This is a genomic window from Ensifer sp. (assembly GCF_035999185.1).
Taxonomy (GTDB): domain Bacteria; phylum Pseudomonadota; class Alphaproteobacteria; order Rhizobiales; family Rhizobiaceae; genus Ensifer.
In genome coordinates, this window is the sequence record NZ_DASYHB010000180.1 from 21610 (window position 1) to 36665 (window position 15056).

Here is a 15056-nt window from a genome sequence, read left to right on the forward strand (position 1 = left end):
GCGAGGCTCTCCAGCCTCAACAGCCTCACGGCGCGCCGGCAGCCCAATTGGAGAGGCCCGCTTACCTCTACCGCTAGAGACCGCTGCGCCCGGAAAGGCCACAGTAGCATCCTCTTCGAGCGCGGCGCTATAGGATGGTACCGCAGGCATCCAAAGTCCAAACACCAAGCCCGCCGCCTGCTGGCGACGGGCCTCTGACTGGGATCACGATTTGACCGATCTGCTAATGTGGGCGCTGCCGTCGGCAGAAAAATTCCTGTGCGATTGCTCCCTCTGTCAGCGCGCGAAAACGTCGATCTCTTCGTCGCGATGACGACCGCCCATCATGGCCGCCAAGTATGCTGCAGCCGCTCCGACAAGGAGCACGGCCGCCGTCAAGAAAGCGACGATGACGCCGGTCTTCCGTGCCTTCTCCGCCGCCTGCTTGGCTGTTTCCTTGGCTTGATTCAGTCGGGCGTAAGCATCATCGATTCGCTTCTCGGCTTCGGCCTGCGCGATGTTCATGCGAGCTGCCATACGCGAGGCAATATATCCGCGATCAGCCGCATCGAGACTGCCATTCGCGAGGCTGCGAACGAGGATCCGCGACGCCTCATCGCGCTCGCCCTGCGTCGCAGGTTCGGTGCCATTCGCACGCATCACGCTATCAACCGCAGATGCGAGCGGATCAGCTTGCTGGCTGATCAGGGCGCCGGCTCCGCCTGCAGTGGCAGCGGCGCCCGTCACAGCCGTTTTGGCCGCTCCGACCAGCGAGGATGAGGTGAGGAAGGCGACCAACAGAGCACCGACGGCCCACACGACGAGACCATGTGCGCCATCACGAACACCGCGCTCGTGCGAGCTTGAGTCTGCCAGGGGTTTGCGCATCCTACCTGCGAGATAGCCGCCTGCACCGCAGGCCGACACCGTTACCCAAAGCGCCCACAGCGCCGCCGCAATGGCCAGAGCCGTCATGCTGCTGGAGCGCGACGTGTCGGCCGAGACCAATGATAACCCGATTGCCGATCCGAAAGCTGCCATGATCGTCGAGATGGCGGCAGATAGAACGGCGCCTCCGAAGATCGGGCTCCACTCAAGATAGGATCCTGAGGGAGTGTCGGATCCAGGAGGGGTGACAACGACGACGTCAGTTGAACCGAGGGACATGGCGAAACCCCTTATCGAAGACCGAGGAAGGACAGGATGGCCAAGACGACCACGACGAGACCGACGAGATAGATGATACTGTCCATGACAGCCCCCGTTCACAGCTGCGCGAGCGCGCGTGCTCCAATAACTGCACAGTTAGTGGACATGTTCCGGCACCCATCGAGACGCGAAGATCAGAAGCGTACCCAGCGTTAAGCGTGGCAAGCCCTACTAGGGACGCATCTCAGCGGAATTGCCGGATGAATGGCAAATGAGTTCCGGAAGGGACAACGAGCACGGGATTGGCACTTACTTTCGTCGCTTGCGAGTTTGACACGCGTCGACTTGGCTCACCGGGCGCTATCTCCTAGTCTGCAGTTCGCCCACAGCTAGAGGACGCTGGCAGTTTGACACTCATCGCAGACGATCCATGCGCGTTCGTTGGCACTAGCTCCGACGAGTACGTAAGCATTCTCAAGGCCGAAATCCTTCGCAAGCTCACCTATTCGCTCGGCAAGAACCCGTCGGTCGCGAAACCGCATGACTGGCTTACCGCTGCGATTCTGGCTGTCCGGGACCATGTGATCGATGTCTGGCAGGCGAGCACCCAGCAGAGCTATGCTACGGGCCGTAAGCGCGTCTATTACCTCTCGCTCGAGTTCCTCATCGGCCGATCGCTCGCCGACACGCTGAATAATCTCGGCCTGACGGAGCCGATGACACAAGCGATGAGCGAACTTGGGGTTGATCTCCCGGCGATCGAGACGATCGAGCCTGACGCAGCGCTTGGCAATGGCGGTCTCGGCCGGCTTGCAGCCTGCTATATGGAGGCAATGGCCTCGACGGGCGTTCCGGCGCTTGGCTACGGCATCCGCTACGACCACGGCCTCTTCAAGCAGGGCATCGAGCATGGCCGTCAGGTCGAGATGCCGGAGGACTGGCTCTCCTTCCGCAACCCCTGGGAGTTTGAGCGGCGGGAGGCCTCGTACCGTATCGGTTTCGGCGGCTGGGTTTCGGCCGGAGGGCCGGACAAGGTCGTCTGGACGCCGGGCGAGACGGTTTTCGCCGTCGCCTATGACACGCCGATCGCCGGCTGGCGCGGGCGCGATGCATCGACGCTGCGCCTCTGGCGCGCCCGGGCGATGCATCCGCTGTCCCTCGACGCCTTCAACCAAGGCGACCTAGTCGGCGCCGTCGCCGAGCGCAACCGCGCGGAAGCGATCTCGAAAGTCCTCTATCCTAACGACTCGACACCCGCTGGGCAGGAACTGCGGCTGCGGCAGGAGTTCTTCTTCACCTCGGCCTCGCTGCAGGATCTCGTCCACCGCCATCACCGCCAGTTCGGCAGGCTCGACAATCTTGCCGACAAGGTCGCGATCCAGCTCAACGACACGCATCCCTCGCTCGCGGTGGCCGAGTTGATGCGGCTCCTGCTCGACGAGCATGGCTTCGACTGGGAGAAGGCCTGGGAGATCACCAATGCGACGATCTCCTATACCAACCATACTTTATTGCCGGAGGCGCTAGAGACTTGGCCGGTTGCGCTGGTCGAGCGGCTCCTCCCACGGCATATGCAAATCATCTACGCCATCAATGCGCGGTTCCTTGACGGGGTGCGCCGGGCCTCGCCGGATGCCGATCTCGCGAGTCTCTCGCTGATCGACGAACAGCATGGTCGCCGGGTGCGGATGGCTAATCTCGCTTTCGTCGGCTCGCATGTGGTCAACGGGGTTTCGGCGCTGCACACGGAGTTGATGAAAGAGACTGTCTTCGCGCAGCTTCACCGGACGCTGCCGGGCCGGATCACCAACGTGACCAACGGGATCACGCCCCGGCGCTGGCTGCTCAGCGCTAACCCCGGCCTCACCCGGCTGCTGGAGGAAGTCTGCAGCCCTGCGGTGGCGGACGATATCAGCCTGATCCGGCGTTTCGGCGCCCATGCAGCCGACGGCGCGGTCCATGAGCAATTGGCGGCCATACGTCGCGAGAACAAGCTGAAGCTTGCCGGGATCATCCGCCAGGATTGCGGCGTCACCGTCGACCCCGAGGCGCTGTTCGATGTCCAGATTAAGCGGATCCACGAGTACAAGCGCCAGCTTCTCAACATCCTCGAGACCATAGCGCTCTACAACGCCATCCGCGCCGAGCCCTATCGGGACTGGGCGCCGCGCGTGAAAATCTTCGCCGGCAAGGCGGCCTCCAACTACACGACCGCCAAGTCGATCATCAACTTGATCAACGATGTGGCGGCCGTGGTCAACAACGACATCGCCACCCGCGACCGGCTGAAAGTGGTGTTCCTGCCGAACTACAATGTTAGCCGGGCGGAGGTCATCATCCCCGCCGCCGACCTGTCCGAGCAGATTTCGACCGCCGGCATGGAGGCGTCCGGCACCGGCAATATGAAGTTCGCGTTGAACGGGGCGATCACCATCGGCACGCTCGACGGCGCCAATATCGAGATCGGCGAGCGTGTCGGCGAGGACAACATCGTGATCTTCGGGATGACGGCCGAGCAGGTCGAGGCGGCCAAGCGTGATCCGCGGCCGACGCACGAGGTGATCCGCCAGACTCCGCGCCTCGAAGGCGTTCTCGATGCGGTGGCCGGAGGCGCCTATTCGCCCGGAGAGCGCGATCGGTACGCCGGGCTCGTCGAGGGGCTGCGGGCCAATGACTGGTTCATGGTGCTGAACGATTTCGAGAGCTACTGGCAGGCGCAGCGGCGGGTCGACACCCTCTGGGCCGACCGGTCCCGTTGGTGGCGGATGTCGGTGACCAACACCGCGCACTGCGCCTGGTTCAGCGCCGACCGTGCCATCGGCGAATATGCCGAGCGCATCTGGCATATCCCCGCCGGCCAGGCGAGCCAGGCCTAACGGTGCAACTGGCCCGCTGTTCGATGCCTTCGCGGCTCGGCGCGACGACCACGCCGGAAGGGGTCTCCTTTGCGGTGTTCTCGCGCCATGGTGAGCGTGTGCTGCTCTGCCTCTTCGACGAGGCCGGCGAGCAGGAAATCACCCGCCTGCCTCTGCCTTGCCGCGGCGGCGACATTCATTACGGCTTCCTCCCGGGGGGCAGCGCCGGGCTGCGCTACGGGTTGCGGGCCGTAGGGCCGTGGCGTCCCGATTTCGGTCATCGCTTCGACCCGTCGAAGCTTCTTGTCGACCCGTACGCCACAGCCATCGACCGCACGTTCCGCTGGGACCCGCGTCTCGCTGTGCATGGCGAGGACACGGCGGGCCTGGTCCCCCGCTGCATCGTGACGGATCGGGGCGCCCGGCTCGTCGGTCCGGCCGATCCACCAGCGTTCATCTACGAGCTGGGCGTCCGGTCTTTCACGATGCGCCATCCTAACGTGCCGGAGCGCCTGCGCGGCACGCTCGCGGCCCTGACCGAACCCTGCATCCTGGACCATCTGCGCCGGCTCGGCGTCAGCCATGTCGAGCTCATGCCGATCGCGGCCTGGATGGATGAGCGCCATCTGCCACCGCTCGGACTCTCCAATGGCTGGGGCTACAACCCCATCAATTTCTTCGCGCCCGATCCGCGGCTGATGCCCGGCGGGATGGCCGGTATGCGCGAACTCTGCGCGGTCTACGCGCAGGCGGGCATCGGCGTCATCCTCGATGTCGTCCTCAACCATACCGCCGAGAGCGACGAATTCGGCGCAACCATTGCGCTGCGCGGGCTCGATAACGCGGTCTACTATCGGCACGCCGACGACGACCCCGGCCGCCTCATCAACGATACCGGCTGCGGCCATACGCTGGCGCTCGACCGCGCGCCGGTGATGCGTATGGCGATGGATGCGCTGCGTCACTGGCAGTGCGCTGGCGTCTCCGGATTCCGCTTCGATCTCGCGACAGTCATGGGCCGGACCGCGACGGGCTTCACCGCCGAAGCGCCGCTGCTGAGTGCTATCTTGCAGGACCCGGCACTCGCGCGGGCCACCCTTATCGCCGAACCTTGGGATATCGGCCCCGGCGGTTATCGGCTCGGTTCCTTTCCTATCCCGTTCGCGGAATGGAACGGCCGCTATCGTGACGATCTGCGGCGCTTCTGGCGCGGAGATGCCGGCATCGCCGGGGCGCTGGCGACCCGGCTCGCAGGCTCTTCCGACCTGTTCGAGCCGGCGCATCGCGGCCCGCGGGCCAGCATCAATTTCCTCGCCGCTCATGACGGCTTCACCCTCGCCGATTTGGTGGCCTACAGCGCCAAGCACAATGCTGCGAACGGCGAGGATAACCGCGACGGCGAAAATGACAGCCATAGCTGGAACCATGGCGTCGAGGGGCCGAGCGGCGATCCGCAGGTAAATGCGGCGCGCGCAGGGGACATCCGGGCCTTGCTCGCTACGCTATTCCTCTCGCTCGGCATCCCAATGCTGACGGCGGGAGACGAGTTCGGCCGGACACAGGGCGGCAACAATAACGCCTATGCCCAGGACAACGAGACGACCTGGCTCGACTGGGCGAAGGCCGATGCGGATCTGATCGGCTTCGTCGCGATGCTGGCGCGCCTGCGTCGCGAGCATCGCTCACTGACGGCCGACGCCTTTCTTAGCGGAGTGGGTGGGGAGGCCAATGCGCGATGGCTCAAGCCAGATGGAACGGCGATCGGCGATGACGAGTGGCACAGCATGGACGCCGTCTGCCTTCGGATCGAACGGGAGGGAGAGGGCCTTTTGATTGGTATCAACCGGGGGCAGCGGACTCTGCCCATGGCGATGCCGGATGGGCACTGGGAAAGGATGTTCGTCTCGGCGGCGGCTGACGATGGATCGCTGCCGGCGCGCGGGGTCGGACTGTGGTCGATGTCGGCGTCTTGAGCGCACCAGAGCCATGCCGCCATCTTGGACAAGCGGCCTTAGCCGCGCCGCTCCGGGACCCATGGGAGAGGGCCGCGCTTTAAGATGCATCCCGGCGCAGGCTCAGATTGACGTCGCGTTCCCACAAAGGACCGACAGACATCCTCACATCAGCACGATCAGCGAGCGTGGCGACAGCGTGATCTCCTGATCGGCCCTCAACCCCTTGCGGCCCTCGTCGGAACTGGGGCCGATCTCAGTGTCAAGAACGACCGACCATGAGCCGGTCTTCACCCGCGGCGGGATCTTGAAGGGGACCTCGCCGTCGAAGGCGTTGAACAGGATCAGCGCCTCGTCTCCGCCGGCCTCAACATCTGGCATATGCATCAGCAGTCCGATGGCGAGCACGCCCGGATCGTCCCAATGCTCCTCCAGCTGCTCGCCTCCAGCAGGATTGATCCAGCGCAGCAGGCAGCCGTCCCGGAAGGAGGCGCGGCGGAAGATCGGGTGCTCGGCCCGTAGTTGCGCCACGCGGCGCACGAACTCCGTCAGTGCCTTGTCCCTGCGCGTCAGCTCATCCCAGCGCATCCAGGCGGTGTCGTTGTCCTGCGCATAGACGTTGTTATTGCCATGGTTGGAATGGCCGTGCTCGTCGCCGGCGAGCAGCATCGGCATGCCGTGGGAGAGCAGCAGAGTTGCTAGCAGGTTGCGCTTCTGGCGCTCGCGCACCGCGATGATCCCGGGATCGTCCGTGGGTCCTTCCGCTCCGTGGTTGAAGGAGAGGTTGTGGCCGTGACCGTCCCGGTTCCCCTCGCCATTAGCCTCGTTGTGCTTGTCGTTGTAGGAGACGAGGTCGTTGAGAGTGAAGCCGTCATGGGCCGTGATGAAATTCACGCCCGCCCAAGGCCTGCGGCCGCGTTGGTCGTAGACGTCGCCGGAGCCGGTGACGCGGGCGGCGAGGTCGCGGATGATACCTTCCTCGCCTTTCCAATAGGCGCGGATCGTGTCGCGATACTTGTCGTTCCACTCGGACCATCCCGGCGGGAAGCCGCCCACCTGATAGCCGCCCGGTCCGATGTCCCAGGGCTCGCCGACAAGCTTGACCTTGCGTAGCACTGGATCTTGGCCGATCGCATCGAAGAAGCCGCCGCGTGGATCGAAGCCATGTGGCTCGCGGCCGAGAATGGTGCCGAGATCGAAGCGAAAGCCGTCGACCTCCATCACCTCGGTCCAGTAGCGCAGGGAGTCCAGCACGAGCTGCAGAACGCGAGGATGGCTGGTATTCACCGTGTTACCGGTGCCGGTATCGTTGATGTAGAAGCGTGGCTCGCCGGGCATTGTCCGGTAATACGAAAAGTTGTCGATGCCCTTGAAGGAGAGGGTTGGTCCCAGCTCATTGCCTTCGGCCGTGTGGTTGTAGACCACGTCGAGGATCACCTCGAGCCCAGCATCGTGAAAGGCGCGGACCATCTGCCGGAACGAGGCAAGCCCGGCCTGACCTGCGTAGCGCTGCATCGGCGCGAAAAAGCCGATGGAGTTGTAGCCCCAGTAATTTGAGAGCCCTTTGGCGACCAGGTGATGGTCGTCGAGAAAGGCATGGACCGGTAGCAGCTCGACCGAGGTGACGCCCAGGCTCTTGATGTAGGCGATCACATCCTTGTGCCGCAGCCCGTCGAAAGTTCCCCGGTCGTCGTGCGGCACTTTCGGATGCAACATCGTGAAGCCGCGGACATGGGTCTCGTAGAAGATCGTACGGTCCCAGGCGACTGCGGGCTTGGCCGCCGCGCCCGCGTCGGCTACCCAGTCGCAGACGACGCATTTCGGCATGAACGGCGCGCTGTCGAACTCGCTGAAACTCAGATCGCGGTCGTCCTGGACGCCGATCTGGTAGCTGTAATGCGCATCGTTCCAGTCGACGACGCCCGAGAACTCCTTGGCGTAGGGATCGAGGAGCAGCTTGTTGGGATTGAAGCGATGGCCTTCCTCGGGAGCAAAGGGGCCATGCACGCGATAGCCGTAGCGCTGACCGGGCCGGACGCCCGGCAGATAGCCATGGAAGATCTCGTCAGTATATTCGGGGAGCACGATCCGTCCCGTCTCGACCGTTCCGGTGTCATTAAAGAGACAGAGCTCGACCCGCTCGGCGTACGCCGAGAAGAGCGCGAAGTTCGTTCCTTCGCCGTCGAAGTTTGAACCCAGCTCGACCGGCGAGCCGGATCGGACTTCGAACTGATCTTGCGTCATGCGCTGTCATCCCGGCGAGGCGGGCGAAAGGATTTCGCCAGAACGCTGCTCGTTGCGCTGCCAGCAACGTCGCAGCCCGGTCGCGGTTCCGGGTGGGCCCCGATCTTGCATGAAATTTTTGCACCGTAGCAAGGAACTTGCCGAGGGGGCCGCGGTTGCGGTCTCGTAGACCAAGGATGCGACGATGGCGGACGTTCTGAAGATCACCGAAGCGAACGCCGGCCTGTCGACATCCGGCCACGCTCTTCACTACGCTCCGGCCGTCCAGGATGATCCCCCCGAAGAGCCGTCTCCTATAACCGCGGCGACAAGACTGCTCTTCGTCACCTCCGAAATGGGCGATTTCATTAAGGCGGGGGGGCTGGGCGAGGTCTCGACCGCACTGCCGCGGCAGCTGCGCAGCTTCTGCGACATCAGAGTCCTGCTGCCGGGTTTTCGGCAGGTGCGAGCAGCAAAGCCCGCCATGGATATCGTGAAGCAGATGCCGCGGACGGCCGGATTGCCTCCCTGGTCCCTCGGGCGCTTCAACACCGCTGACGGCCTCACAATCTACGCCGTACTCTGCGACGAACTCTACGATCGCGAAGGTTCGCCCTACGGCCCATTCGGCGGGGGGGATTTTCTCGACAACGATATCCGTTTCGCGCGCCTCTCGCTCGCCGCTGCCGAGATCGCCGCGGGCGAAGCGGATCCCAACTGGAAACCCGACGTAGTCCATGTGAACGATTGGCCGTCCAGCCTGGCGCCCGGCTATATCCGCTGGAAGGGGCTCAAGACGCCGACGATCCTGACGATCCACAACCTGGCCTACCAGGGACTCTACCATCCTTCGCGCCTGGCGCCGCTCGGCATTCCCGAGCGCGCATTCGCGGTCGATGGCATTGAATTCCACGGCCAGCTCTCCTTTCTGAAAGCCGGGATCTATTATGGCTCGCACGTCACCACGGTCAGCGAGACCTATGCCCGGGAGATCACGAGGGCCGAGCATGGCTGCGGCCTGGATGGCCTCCTCAAGCTTCGAATGGATCAAGGCCGGCTCACCGGCATCGTCAATGGCATCGATGATAGCTGGATCTCGCCTGCCCATGGTGAGAAGGCATGCGCCTCGGCATTGAGGCGCTGGAAGCGTGGGCATGCCGATAGCATCCGCAAGAGCTTCCACTTGCCGGAATCGCGCGGGCCGCTCTTCGCGATCATTTCCAGGCTCGTCCACCAGAAGGGCGTCGACCTGTCGATCGAGGCGGCACAGACCATCGTTGCCAACGGTGGTCAACTCGTTGTCACCGGGCGTGGCGAACGCAGGCTGGAGGAGGAAATTCAGCGGTTGGCGCGTCAGAACCCGCGCGCGATCGCGGCGCGCATCGGCTTCGATGATGCCGAGGCGCGCCGCATCTTCGCCGCTAGCGATTTCCTGCTGATGCCGTCCCGCTTCGAGCCTTGTGGGCTCAGCCAGATGTATGCCCAGCGCTTCGGCACGCTGCCGATCGCCTATCGCACCGGCGGCCTCGTCGACACGATCGAGGACGGCCTATCCGGCTTCCTGTTCTCGTCACTTTCAGGAGCGGGGCTGACGGGCGCTGTCACGCGAGCGCTGCAGGCCTTCCGTACCAAGAAGGCCTTTCGCCGCATGCGCGAACACGCGATGGCCAAGCGCTTTGACTGGCATCACCCGTGCCATCGTTACGCTCATGTCTATGCGCGGGCGCTCCACACGTGAGAGCCTGCGCCGGATTTTGGATCCCTTCAAACCTTCGCTTTCGAGGAACGGTCCGTTGCCGTTCTGGAGGAGCCCTTTGGCTCTTTCGCGACCGCGCCGGTTCCATTCTTCGGCAGCGCGCTGGCTCCCGCCTTCGCCGGAGCATTAGGCTTCGGCTTGCGCGATGCGGGCGCAGCGGTCGCGCTCTCGGAAAGGGTGCCCTTGCTCATCTTCAGGCTCTGGTCCACCCGTGCCTCGGCCTCCTTCCAATGCTCGGTCGCCCGACCTTCCGGTTTTCCTTCCGCCTCCCAGATAGCGTACGCGGTATCGCGGATGATCTGGTCACGGCTCATGGCAATTCTCCCTGTGGCGGCTCGACGCTGCTTTGCCCAAACACTCGCTTTCGCGGCGGGTTCCTCTGTTCGGATTTTTCTCAGCTGGTCTCGTCGAGAAATCAGAACGTGCACGATCTATGCCGCGAGGTCGCCGAGCGCTTCTTGTCCGAGTCGAGAAAGCTGCTGTTGCCCCTGATGATCCGGGATTTCATTTGATGGAAGCCGTGCTGACATTCCCAACGCTTCCGCCCCACGATCTCCACCTTCTGGTCGATGGCCGGCATCCGGATCCCTTTGCCGTGCTCGGTCGACATGCCGTCGATGGGCAGTCAGTCGTGCGCGCCTTCCTGCCTGGCGCCAACTATGTCGAGCTGATCACCTACAACGAAGGCGCACGGATGGTTGGGCCGATGCAGGGCACGGCAGAGGGGCTCTTTGAAGGCCTTGCCCCCGAAGCCGGAGCCTATCGCCTGCGCATCTCCTGGCCGGGCGGTATCGCGGAGGCGGGTGATCCCTACAGCTTCGGCCTGCTTCTGTCGGAGGAGGACATTTATCTCTTCACCGAGGGAAGGCATTTTGACATCGCGACGCGCCTCGGGGCGAATTTGCGGGAGTTTGATGGTGTCATCGGTGTGCTCTTCGCCGTCTGGGCGCCAAACGCCGAGCATGTCTCGGTAGTCGGAGACTTCAACAGCTGGGACCCGCGGCGGCATCCGATGCGACGCAGACTTGGGCCTGGGGTGTGGGAGCTGTTCGTGCCGGGCCTCGCTCCCGGCGCGGTGTACAAGTACGCCGTCACCTCCGTGGGGGGAGGTATCAGCTGGAAGGCCGACCCATTGGCGCGTCGCACGGAGACGCCGCCGCTGACGGCCTCGATTGTCGCCGAGCCGAGCGATTTCACCTGGAGCGATGCCGATTGGCTCGCGCGCCGCGAGCAGGCCCGTCCCATGGCCGAGCCGCTTTGCGCTTATGAGGTGCATGTCGGTTCCTGGCTCAGGACCGAATGGGGACAGATGGGCTCTTGGGACGAGGCGACGGATCGGCTCATTCCCTATCTCGAACATTTGGGCTTCAGCCATGTCGAGCTAATGCCGATCACCGAACATCCGTTCGGTGGATCCTGGGGCTACCAGCCACTCGGGATGTTCGCGCCGACGGCGAGGCTTGGTCCGCCCGAGGCCTTCGCGCGCTTCGTCGACCGCTGTCATGCTGCCGGTATCGGGGTGATCCTGGATTGGGTGCCGGCGCATTTTCCGTCCGACGAGCACGGTCTCGCCCGCTTCGACGGCACGGCGCTCTACGAGCATGAGGATCCGCGGGAGGGCTTGCATCGCGACTGGAACACGCTGATCTACAATGTCGGCCGGCGCGAGGTGCGCGGCTTTCTGATCGCGTCGGCCCTCTGGTGGATCGAGACCTTCCATCTCGACGGGCTACGGGTCGATGCTGTCGCTTCGATGCTCTACCGTGATTACAGCCGCCCGGCGGGAGAGTGGGTGCCGAACCGCTATGGCGGGCGGGAGAACCTTGAGGCGGTTTCATTCTTCCAGGAACTCAACACGCTGATCGGCGCGCGCGGGCGCGGCGCGGTCACGATCGCCGAGGAATCGACCGCCTGGCCCGGTGTGACCCGACCCGTCCATCATGGAGGGCTCGGCTTCCATTTCAAATGGAACATGGGGTGGATGCACGACACGCTACGCTATTTCGGGCGCGAGCCGATCCATCGCGGCTATCATGGCGACGATATCACCTTCGGGCTGATCTATGCCTTCTCGGAAAACTTCGTGCTGCCGATTTCCCATGACGAGGTGGTCCACGGTAAAGGCTCGCTTCTTTCGCGGATGCCGGGCGACGACTGGCAGTGCTTCGCCAATCTTCGCCTGTGCCTGGCGCTGATGTGGACGCATCCGGGTAAGAAGCTGCTCTTCATGGGCTGCGAATTCGGGCAGGCCGCGGAATGGAACGTCGACGCGCCTTTCCCCTGGCCGGCCGATGACGATAATCGCCGGCGCGGGACGATGCGGCTCGTCCGCGACCTCAATGCGCTCTATCGCGGGATACCGGCACTTCACCGCCTAGACCACGAGCCGGAAGGCTTTGCCTGGCTCATCGCCGACGACAACGCCAATGCGGTCTTCGCCTTCACGCGGTCGGCCGGCGACGGCAGGGCGCCGCTGCTCGTCGTTGCGAACATGACGCCGGTGCCCAGGCACGACTACCGGATCGGTGTGCCTGAACCGGGCCTCTGGCGGGAGCGGCTGAACAGCGATGCGCCGGTCTATGGCGGCAGCGGGCTCGGTAATGGAGGCGAATGCCGGGCGGCCGACGCCCAATCGCATGGCGAGGCGCAGAGCCTCACGCTGACGCTGCCGCCGCTCGGCCTGTTGGTGCTCGAGCATGCCGCGTAGCGCAGCCCGGCAGACGGCCACCGCGGAGTGCGGCCTATGAGTGACGAGACGCTGCGGCAACTGTCGACGAAAGCTGGGATCGCCACGCATTGGACCGACCAGGCCGGGACCGAGCGCGCCGTTTCTCCGGAGAGCCTGCGAGCTATCCTGGCTGCACTTGGCTGGCAGGCTACATCTCTCGCCGACATGAACCATTCCCTCGTGCTGGCGGCAGGAGGGGCGATGTTGCACGGATCGGCGCGCTTCGTCACGGCGCGCCTCGGAGAGCTGGTGAGCCTGCCCGCGCAAGTGCCGGCTGGCACGCCGGTTTCGATCGTGCTCGAGGGAGGTGGAGAGCGGGTCGTGCGCTCGCTCGAGGCACTCGACGGCGAGCTTGTGCTGCCGGCCTTCGACATCCCGGGCTATCATGTGGCGCGACTACCCGATGGAGATTTCACCGTCGCTGTCGCGCCGCCCCGCTGCGTGACCTTCGCCGATGTCGCGGGTCGCTCCGGCTGGGGACTGGCGGCCCAGATTTATTCGCTACGGAGTGAGGGCGATGGCGGCATCGGCAATTTCACCGGCGTTGCGGCGCTCGGGCGCGCCGCCGCCGCGCAGGGCGCGGACGCTTTGGCGATCAGCCCCGTACACGCCCTCTATGGCGCGTTCCCGGCCCAGTTCAGCCCTTACTCGCCGTCGAGCCGGCTATTCTACAACCCGCTGCATGCCGACCCAAGTGCATTAATCCCGGAGGATCTGCTGCGCGCATTGATCCAGAACTCCGGTGTGGCCGAGGAGATGGCGGCGCTTTCGGCGCAGGAGCTGATCGACTGGCCGGTCGCGACGGCCTTGAAACAGAGGCTGCTGCGCGGGGTCTTCGATGCGTTGCGGGCGACGCGTGTTCACGCAACGGGCGAGGATTTCGAGCGCTTCCAGCGGCGGGCTTCCCCGCTCCTGCGCGATCATGCCGTATTCGAGGCGTTGCAGGCAGCGGAGTTGAACCGCGACCCGGGGGCTGGCTACTGGCGCAATTGGCCGGCGGCGTTGCGCGATCCTCGCAGCGCTGAAGTTGCGGCCTTCGCGCAGGCTCATGCCGGGGAGGTCGATTATCACATCTTCCTACAATGGCTGCTCGGCCGCTCCTATGCTCAAGCCCAGAAGGCCTGCAGCGACGCCGGTATGGCCGTCGGGCTGATCGCAGACCTGGCCATCGGGATGGACGGCGCGGGCAGTCATGCATGGAGCCGGCAGGACGAGGTGCTGATCGGCCTGAGCATCGGAGCGCCTCCCGATTACTATGCGGCCGACGGCCAGAACTGGGGTCTGACCACCTTCTCACCGCTCGGCTTGTCGGCGAGTGGTTATGCGCCTTTCATTGAGACCATGCGCGCGAGCCTGCGCCATGTCGGAGGAATCCGCATCGACCACGTCATGGGGATGAGCCGGCTCTGGCTCATCCCGGAAGGCGGCAGCGCGCTGGATGGGGCCTATGTCCAGTTCCCGTCCGAGACACTCTTTCGGTTGATTGCGCTCGAATCCTGGCGCCACCGTGCCATCGTTATTGGTGAGGACCTCGGCACGCTGCCTTACGGCTTCCGGGACTATCTTCGCGAGCAAGGGGTGGCCGGCCTTAGGGTCCTGCGTTTCGAGCGGACCGAGCATGGCTATGTGCCGCCGCAGGACTGGGATGCCCAGGCCGTTGCGCTGACCACGACCCATGATCTCGTGCCGACGGCGGGCTGGTGGGCCGGTGCCGATCTCGACCCCAACGGCGAAGAGCAGCAGGCGGTGCGAGCTTGGGATCGCGGGCTGTTATGGGGATCGTTCCGAAATGCCGGGCTGGTTCAGGGAGAGAGGCCCGAGCCGGCGGACATTGACGCGGTCGTTGATGCCGCTGTCGCTTACGTCGCAGCAACGCCCTGTGCGCTGAAGATCGTGCCTATGGAAGATGCGCTCGGCATCAGTACCCAGCCCAACGTTCCGGGAACGACGGTTGAAAAGCCGAACTGGCGTCATCGCCTTTCGGGCGATGCGGCCAGTCTGCTCGACGACCCGACCGTCCGCAGGCGCCTCGCTCAGCTAGAGCGGTCGCGCCGAGGCTGAAGGATCTCGCTTGCCTGCTTCGTTGCCGGTGACGGTCGTTCGGTGATACAGCGGTAATGCTCCATCGCGTCCCATAACGCAGCGTATTCGAGCTCTTCTTCAGAGCCCCGAGGCTTGATGTCCAGCGCCGTCAAACGCGTCTCGGCGCGCTGCATGTCGAGTGGCGAACGGATCGGTGCGACTTGCATGGGAGGCCTCCACCACGCCAACGCGAGACTGAGGAGGCCGTTCCGCTGAGACTGAACTTTATTCTTTCGCGCAAACACCACTGTACGTCGGCAGAACCGTCGTGGCGTCTGCAGCGTTGGATCATCACGGCGGGGTTCACGGCGGGGGGAGGGGGACGAGTTGCC

At 64.3% G+C, this 15056-nt stretch carries 9 protein-coding genes; 5 read left to right on the top strand and 4 right to left on the bottom strand.

The features are described from left to right. Nucleotides 1-276 precede the first annotated feature (276 nt). The gene (locus VGO04_RS24450; protein WP_327498555.1) at nucleotides 277-1146 is read right to left on the bottom strand and encodes a hypothetical protein; all 870 of its coding nucleotides are present in this window, start codon (nucleotides 1144-1146) and stop codon (nucleotides 277-279) included. Nucleotides 1147-1544: 398 nt separating this feature from the next. Here VGO04_RS24450 and VGO04_RS24455 point away from each other — a divergent pair, with 398 nt between their 5' ends. After that, on the top strand, nucleotides 1545-4004 hold the full coding sequence (locus VGO04_RS24455) for a glycogen/starch/alpha-glucan phosphorylase (protein WP_327498610.1): 2460 nt from the start codon (nucleotides 1545-1547) through the stop codon (nucleotides 4002-4004). Nucleotides 4005-4027: 23 nt separating this feature from the next. Continuing rightward, nucleotides 4028-5956 carry a glycogen debranching protein GlgX gene (gene glgX / locus VGO04_RS24460; RefSeq protein ID WP_414650596.1) on the top strand — a complete coding sequence of 643 codons (1929 nt, stop codon included), beginning with the start codon at nucleotides 4028-4030 and terminating at the stop codon, nucleotides 5954-5956. Between the two features lie 144 nt (nucleotides 5957-6100). Here glgX (VGO04_RS24460) and glgX (VGO04_RS24465) read toward each other — a convergent pair whose 3' ends face one another. Further along, entirely contained in the window at nucleotides 6101-8179 is a 2079-nt protein-coding gene (gene glgX / locus VGO04_RS24465) for a glycogen debranching protein GlgX (RefSeq protein ID WP_327498557.1), read from the bottom strand. Between the two features lie 184 nt (nucleotides 8180-8363). On the opposite strand from glgX (VGO04_RS24465), the gene glgA reads away from it, so the two are divergent. Then, nucleotides 8364-9896, top strand: coding sequence for a glycogen synthase GlgA (glgA, locus tag VGO04_RS24470; RefSeq protein WP_327498558.1), 1533 nt, complete (start codon nucleotides 8364-8366; stop codon nucleotides 9894-9896). A gap of 26 nt (nucleotides 9897-9922) precedes the next feature. On the opposite strand, the gene VGO04_RS24475 is transcribed toward glgA, so the two are convergent. Continuing rightward, on the bottom strand, nucleotides 9923-10228 hold the full coding sequence (locus VGO04_RS24475; RefSeq protein ID WP_327498559.1) for a DUF2934 domain-containing protein: 306 nt from the start codon (nucleotides 10226-10228) through the stop codon (nucleotides 9923-9925). A gap of 197 nt (nucleotides 10229-10425) precedes the next feature. On the opposite strand from VGO04_RS24475, the gene glgB reads away from it, so the two are divergent. Both glgB and malQ read left to right on the top strand, forming a co-directional pair. Next, nucleotides 10426-12621 carry a 1,4-alpha-glucan branching protein GlgB gene (glgB, locus tag VGO04_RS24480; protein WP_327498560.1) on the top strand — a complete coding sequence of 732 codons (2196 nt, stop codon included), beginning with the start codon at nucleotides 10426-10428 and terminating at the stop codon, nucleotides 12619-12621. A gap of 36 nt (nucleotides 12622-12657) precedes the next feature. After that, nucleotides 12658-14703, top strand: coding sequence for a 4-alpha-glucanotransferase (gene malQ / locus VGO04_RS24485; protein ID WP_327498561.1), 2046 nt, complete (start codon nucleotides 12658-12660; stop codon nucleotides 14701-14703). Here the strand turns inward: malQ and VGO04_RS24490 are convergent. Continuing rightward, nucleotides 14676-14891 carry a hypothetical protein gene (locus VGO04_RS24490; RefSeq protein ID WP_327498562.1) on the bottom strand — a complete coding sequence of 72 codons (216 nt, stop codon included), beginning with the start codon at nucleotides 14889-14891 and terminating at the stop codon, nucleotides 14676-14678. The two genes, malQ and VGO04_RS24490, sit on opposite strands and share 28 nt — an antisense overlap. Nucleotides 14892-15056: the final 165 nt, after the last annotated feature.

What these genes read in the sequence shown, in the direction of transcription:
- VGO04_RS24450 (WP_327498555.1), bottom strand. Translation starts at nt 1,146, where the DNA reads ATGTCCCTCGGTTCAACTGACGTCGTCGTTGTCACCCCTCCTGGATCC.
- glgX (WP_414650596.1), top strand. Translation starts at nt 4,028, where the DNA reads ATGCCTTCGCGGCTCGGCGCGACGACCACGCCGGAAGGGGTCTCCTTT.
- glgX (WP_327498557.1), bottom strand. Translation starts at nt 8,179, where the DNA reads ATGACGCAAGATCAGTTCGAAGTCCGATCCGGCTCGCCGGTCGAGCTG.
- glgA (WP_327498558.1), top strand. Translation starts at nt 8,364, where the DNA reads ATGGCGGACGTTCTGAAGATCACCGAAGCGAACGCCGGCCTGTCGACA.
- VGO04_RS24475 (WP_327498559.1), bottom strand. Translation starts at nt 10,228, where the DNA reads ATGAGCCGTGACCAGATCATCCGCGATACCGCGTACGCTATCTGGGAG.
- glgB (WP_327498560.1), top strand. Translation starts at nt 10,426, where the DNA reads ATGGAAGCCGTGCTGACATTCCCAACGCTTCCGCCCCACGATCTCCAC.
- malQ (WP_327498561.1), top strand. Translation starts at nt 12,658, where the DNA reads ATGAGTGACGAGACGCTGCGGCAACTGTCGACGAAAGCTGGGATCGCC.
- VGO04_RS24490 (WP_327498562.1), bottom strand. Translation starts at nt 14,891, where the DNA reads ATGCAAGTCGCACCGATCCGTTCGCCACTCGACATGCAGCGCGCCGAG.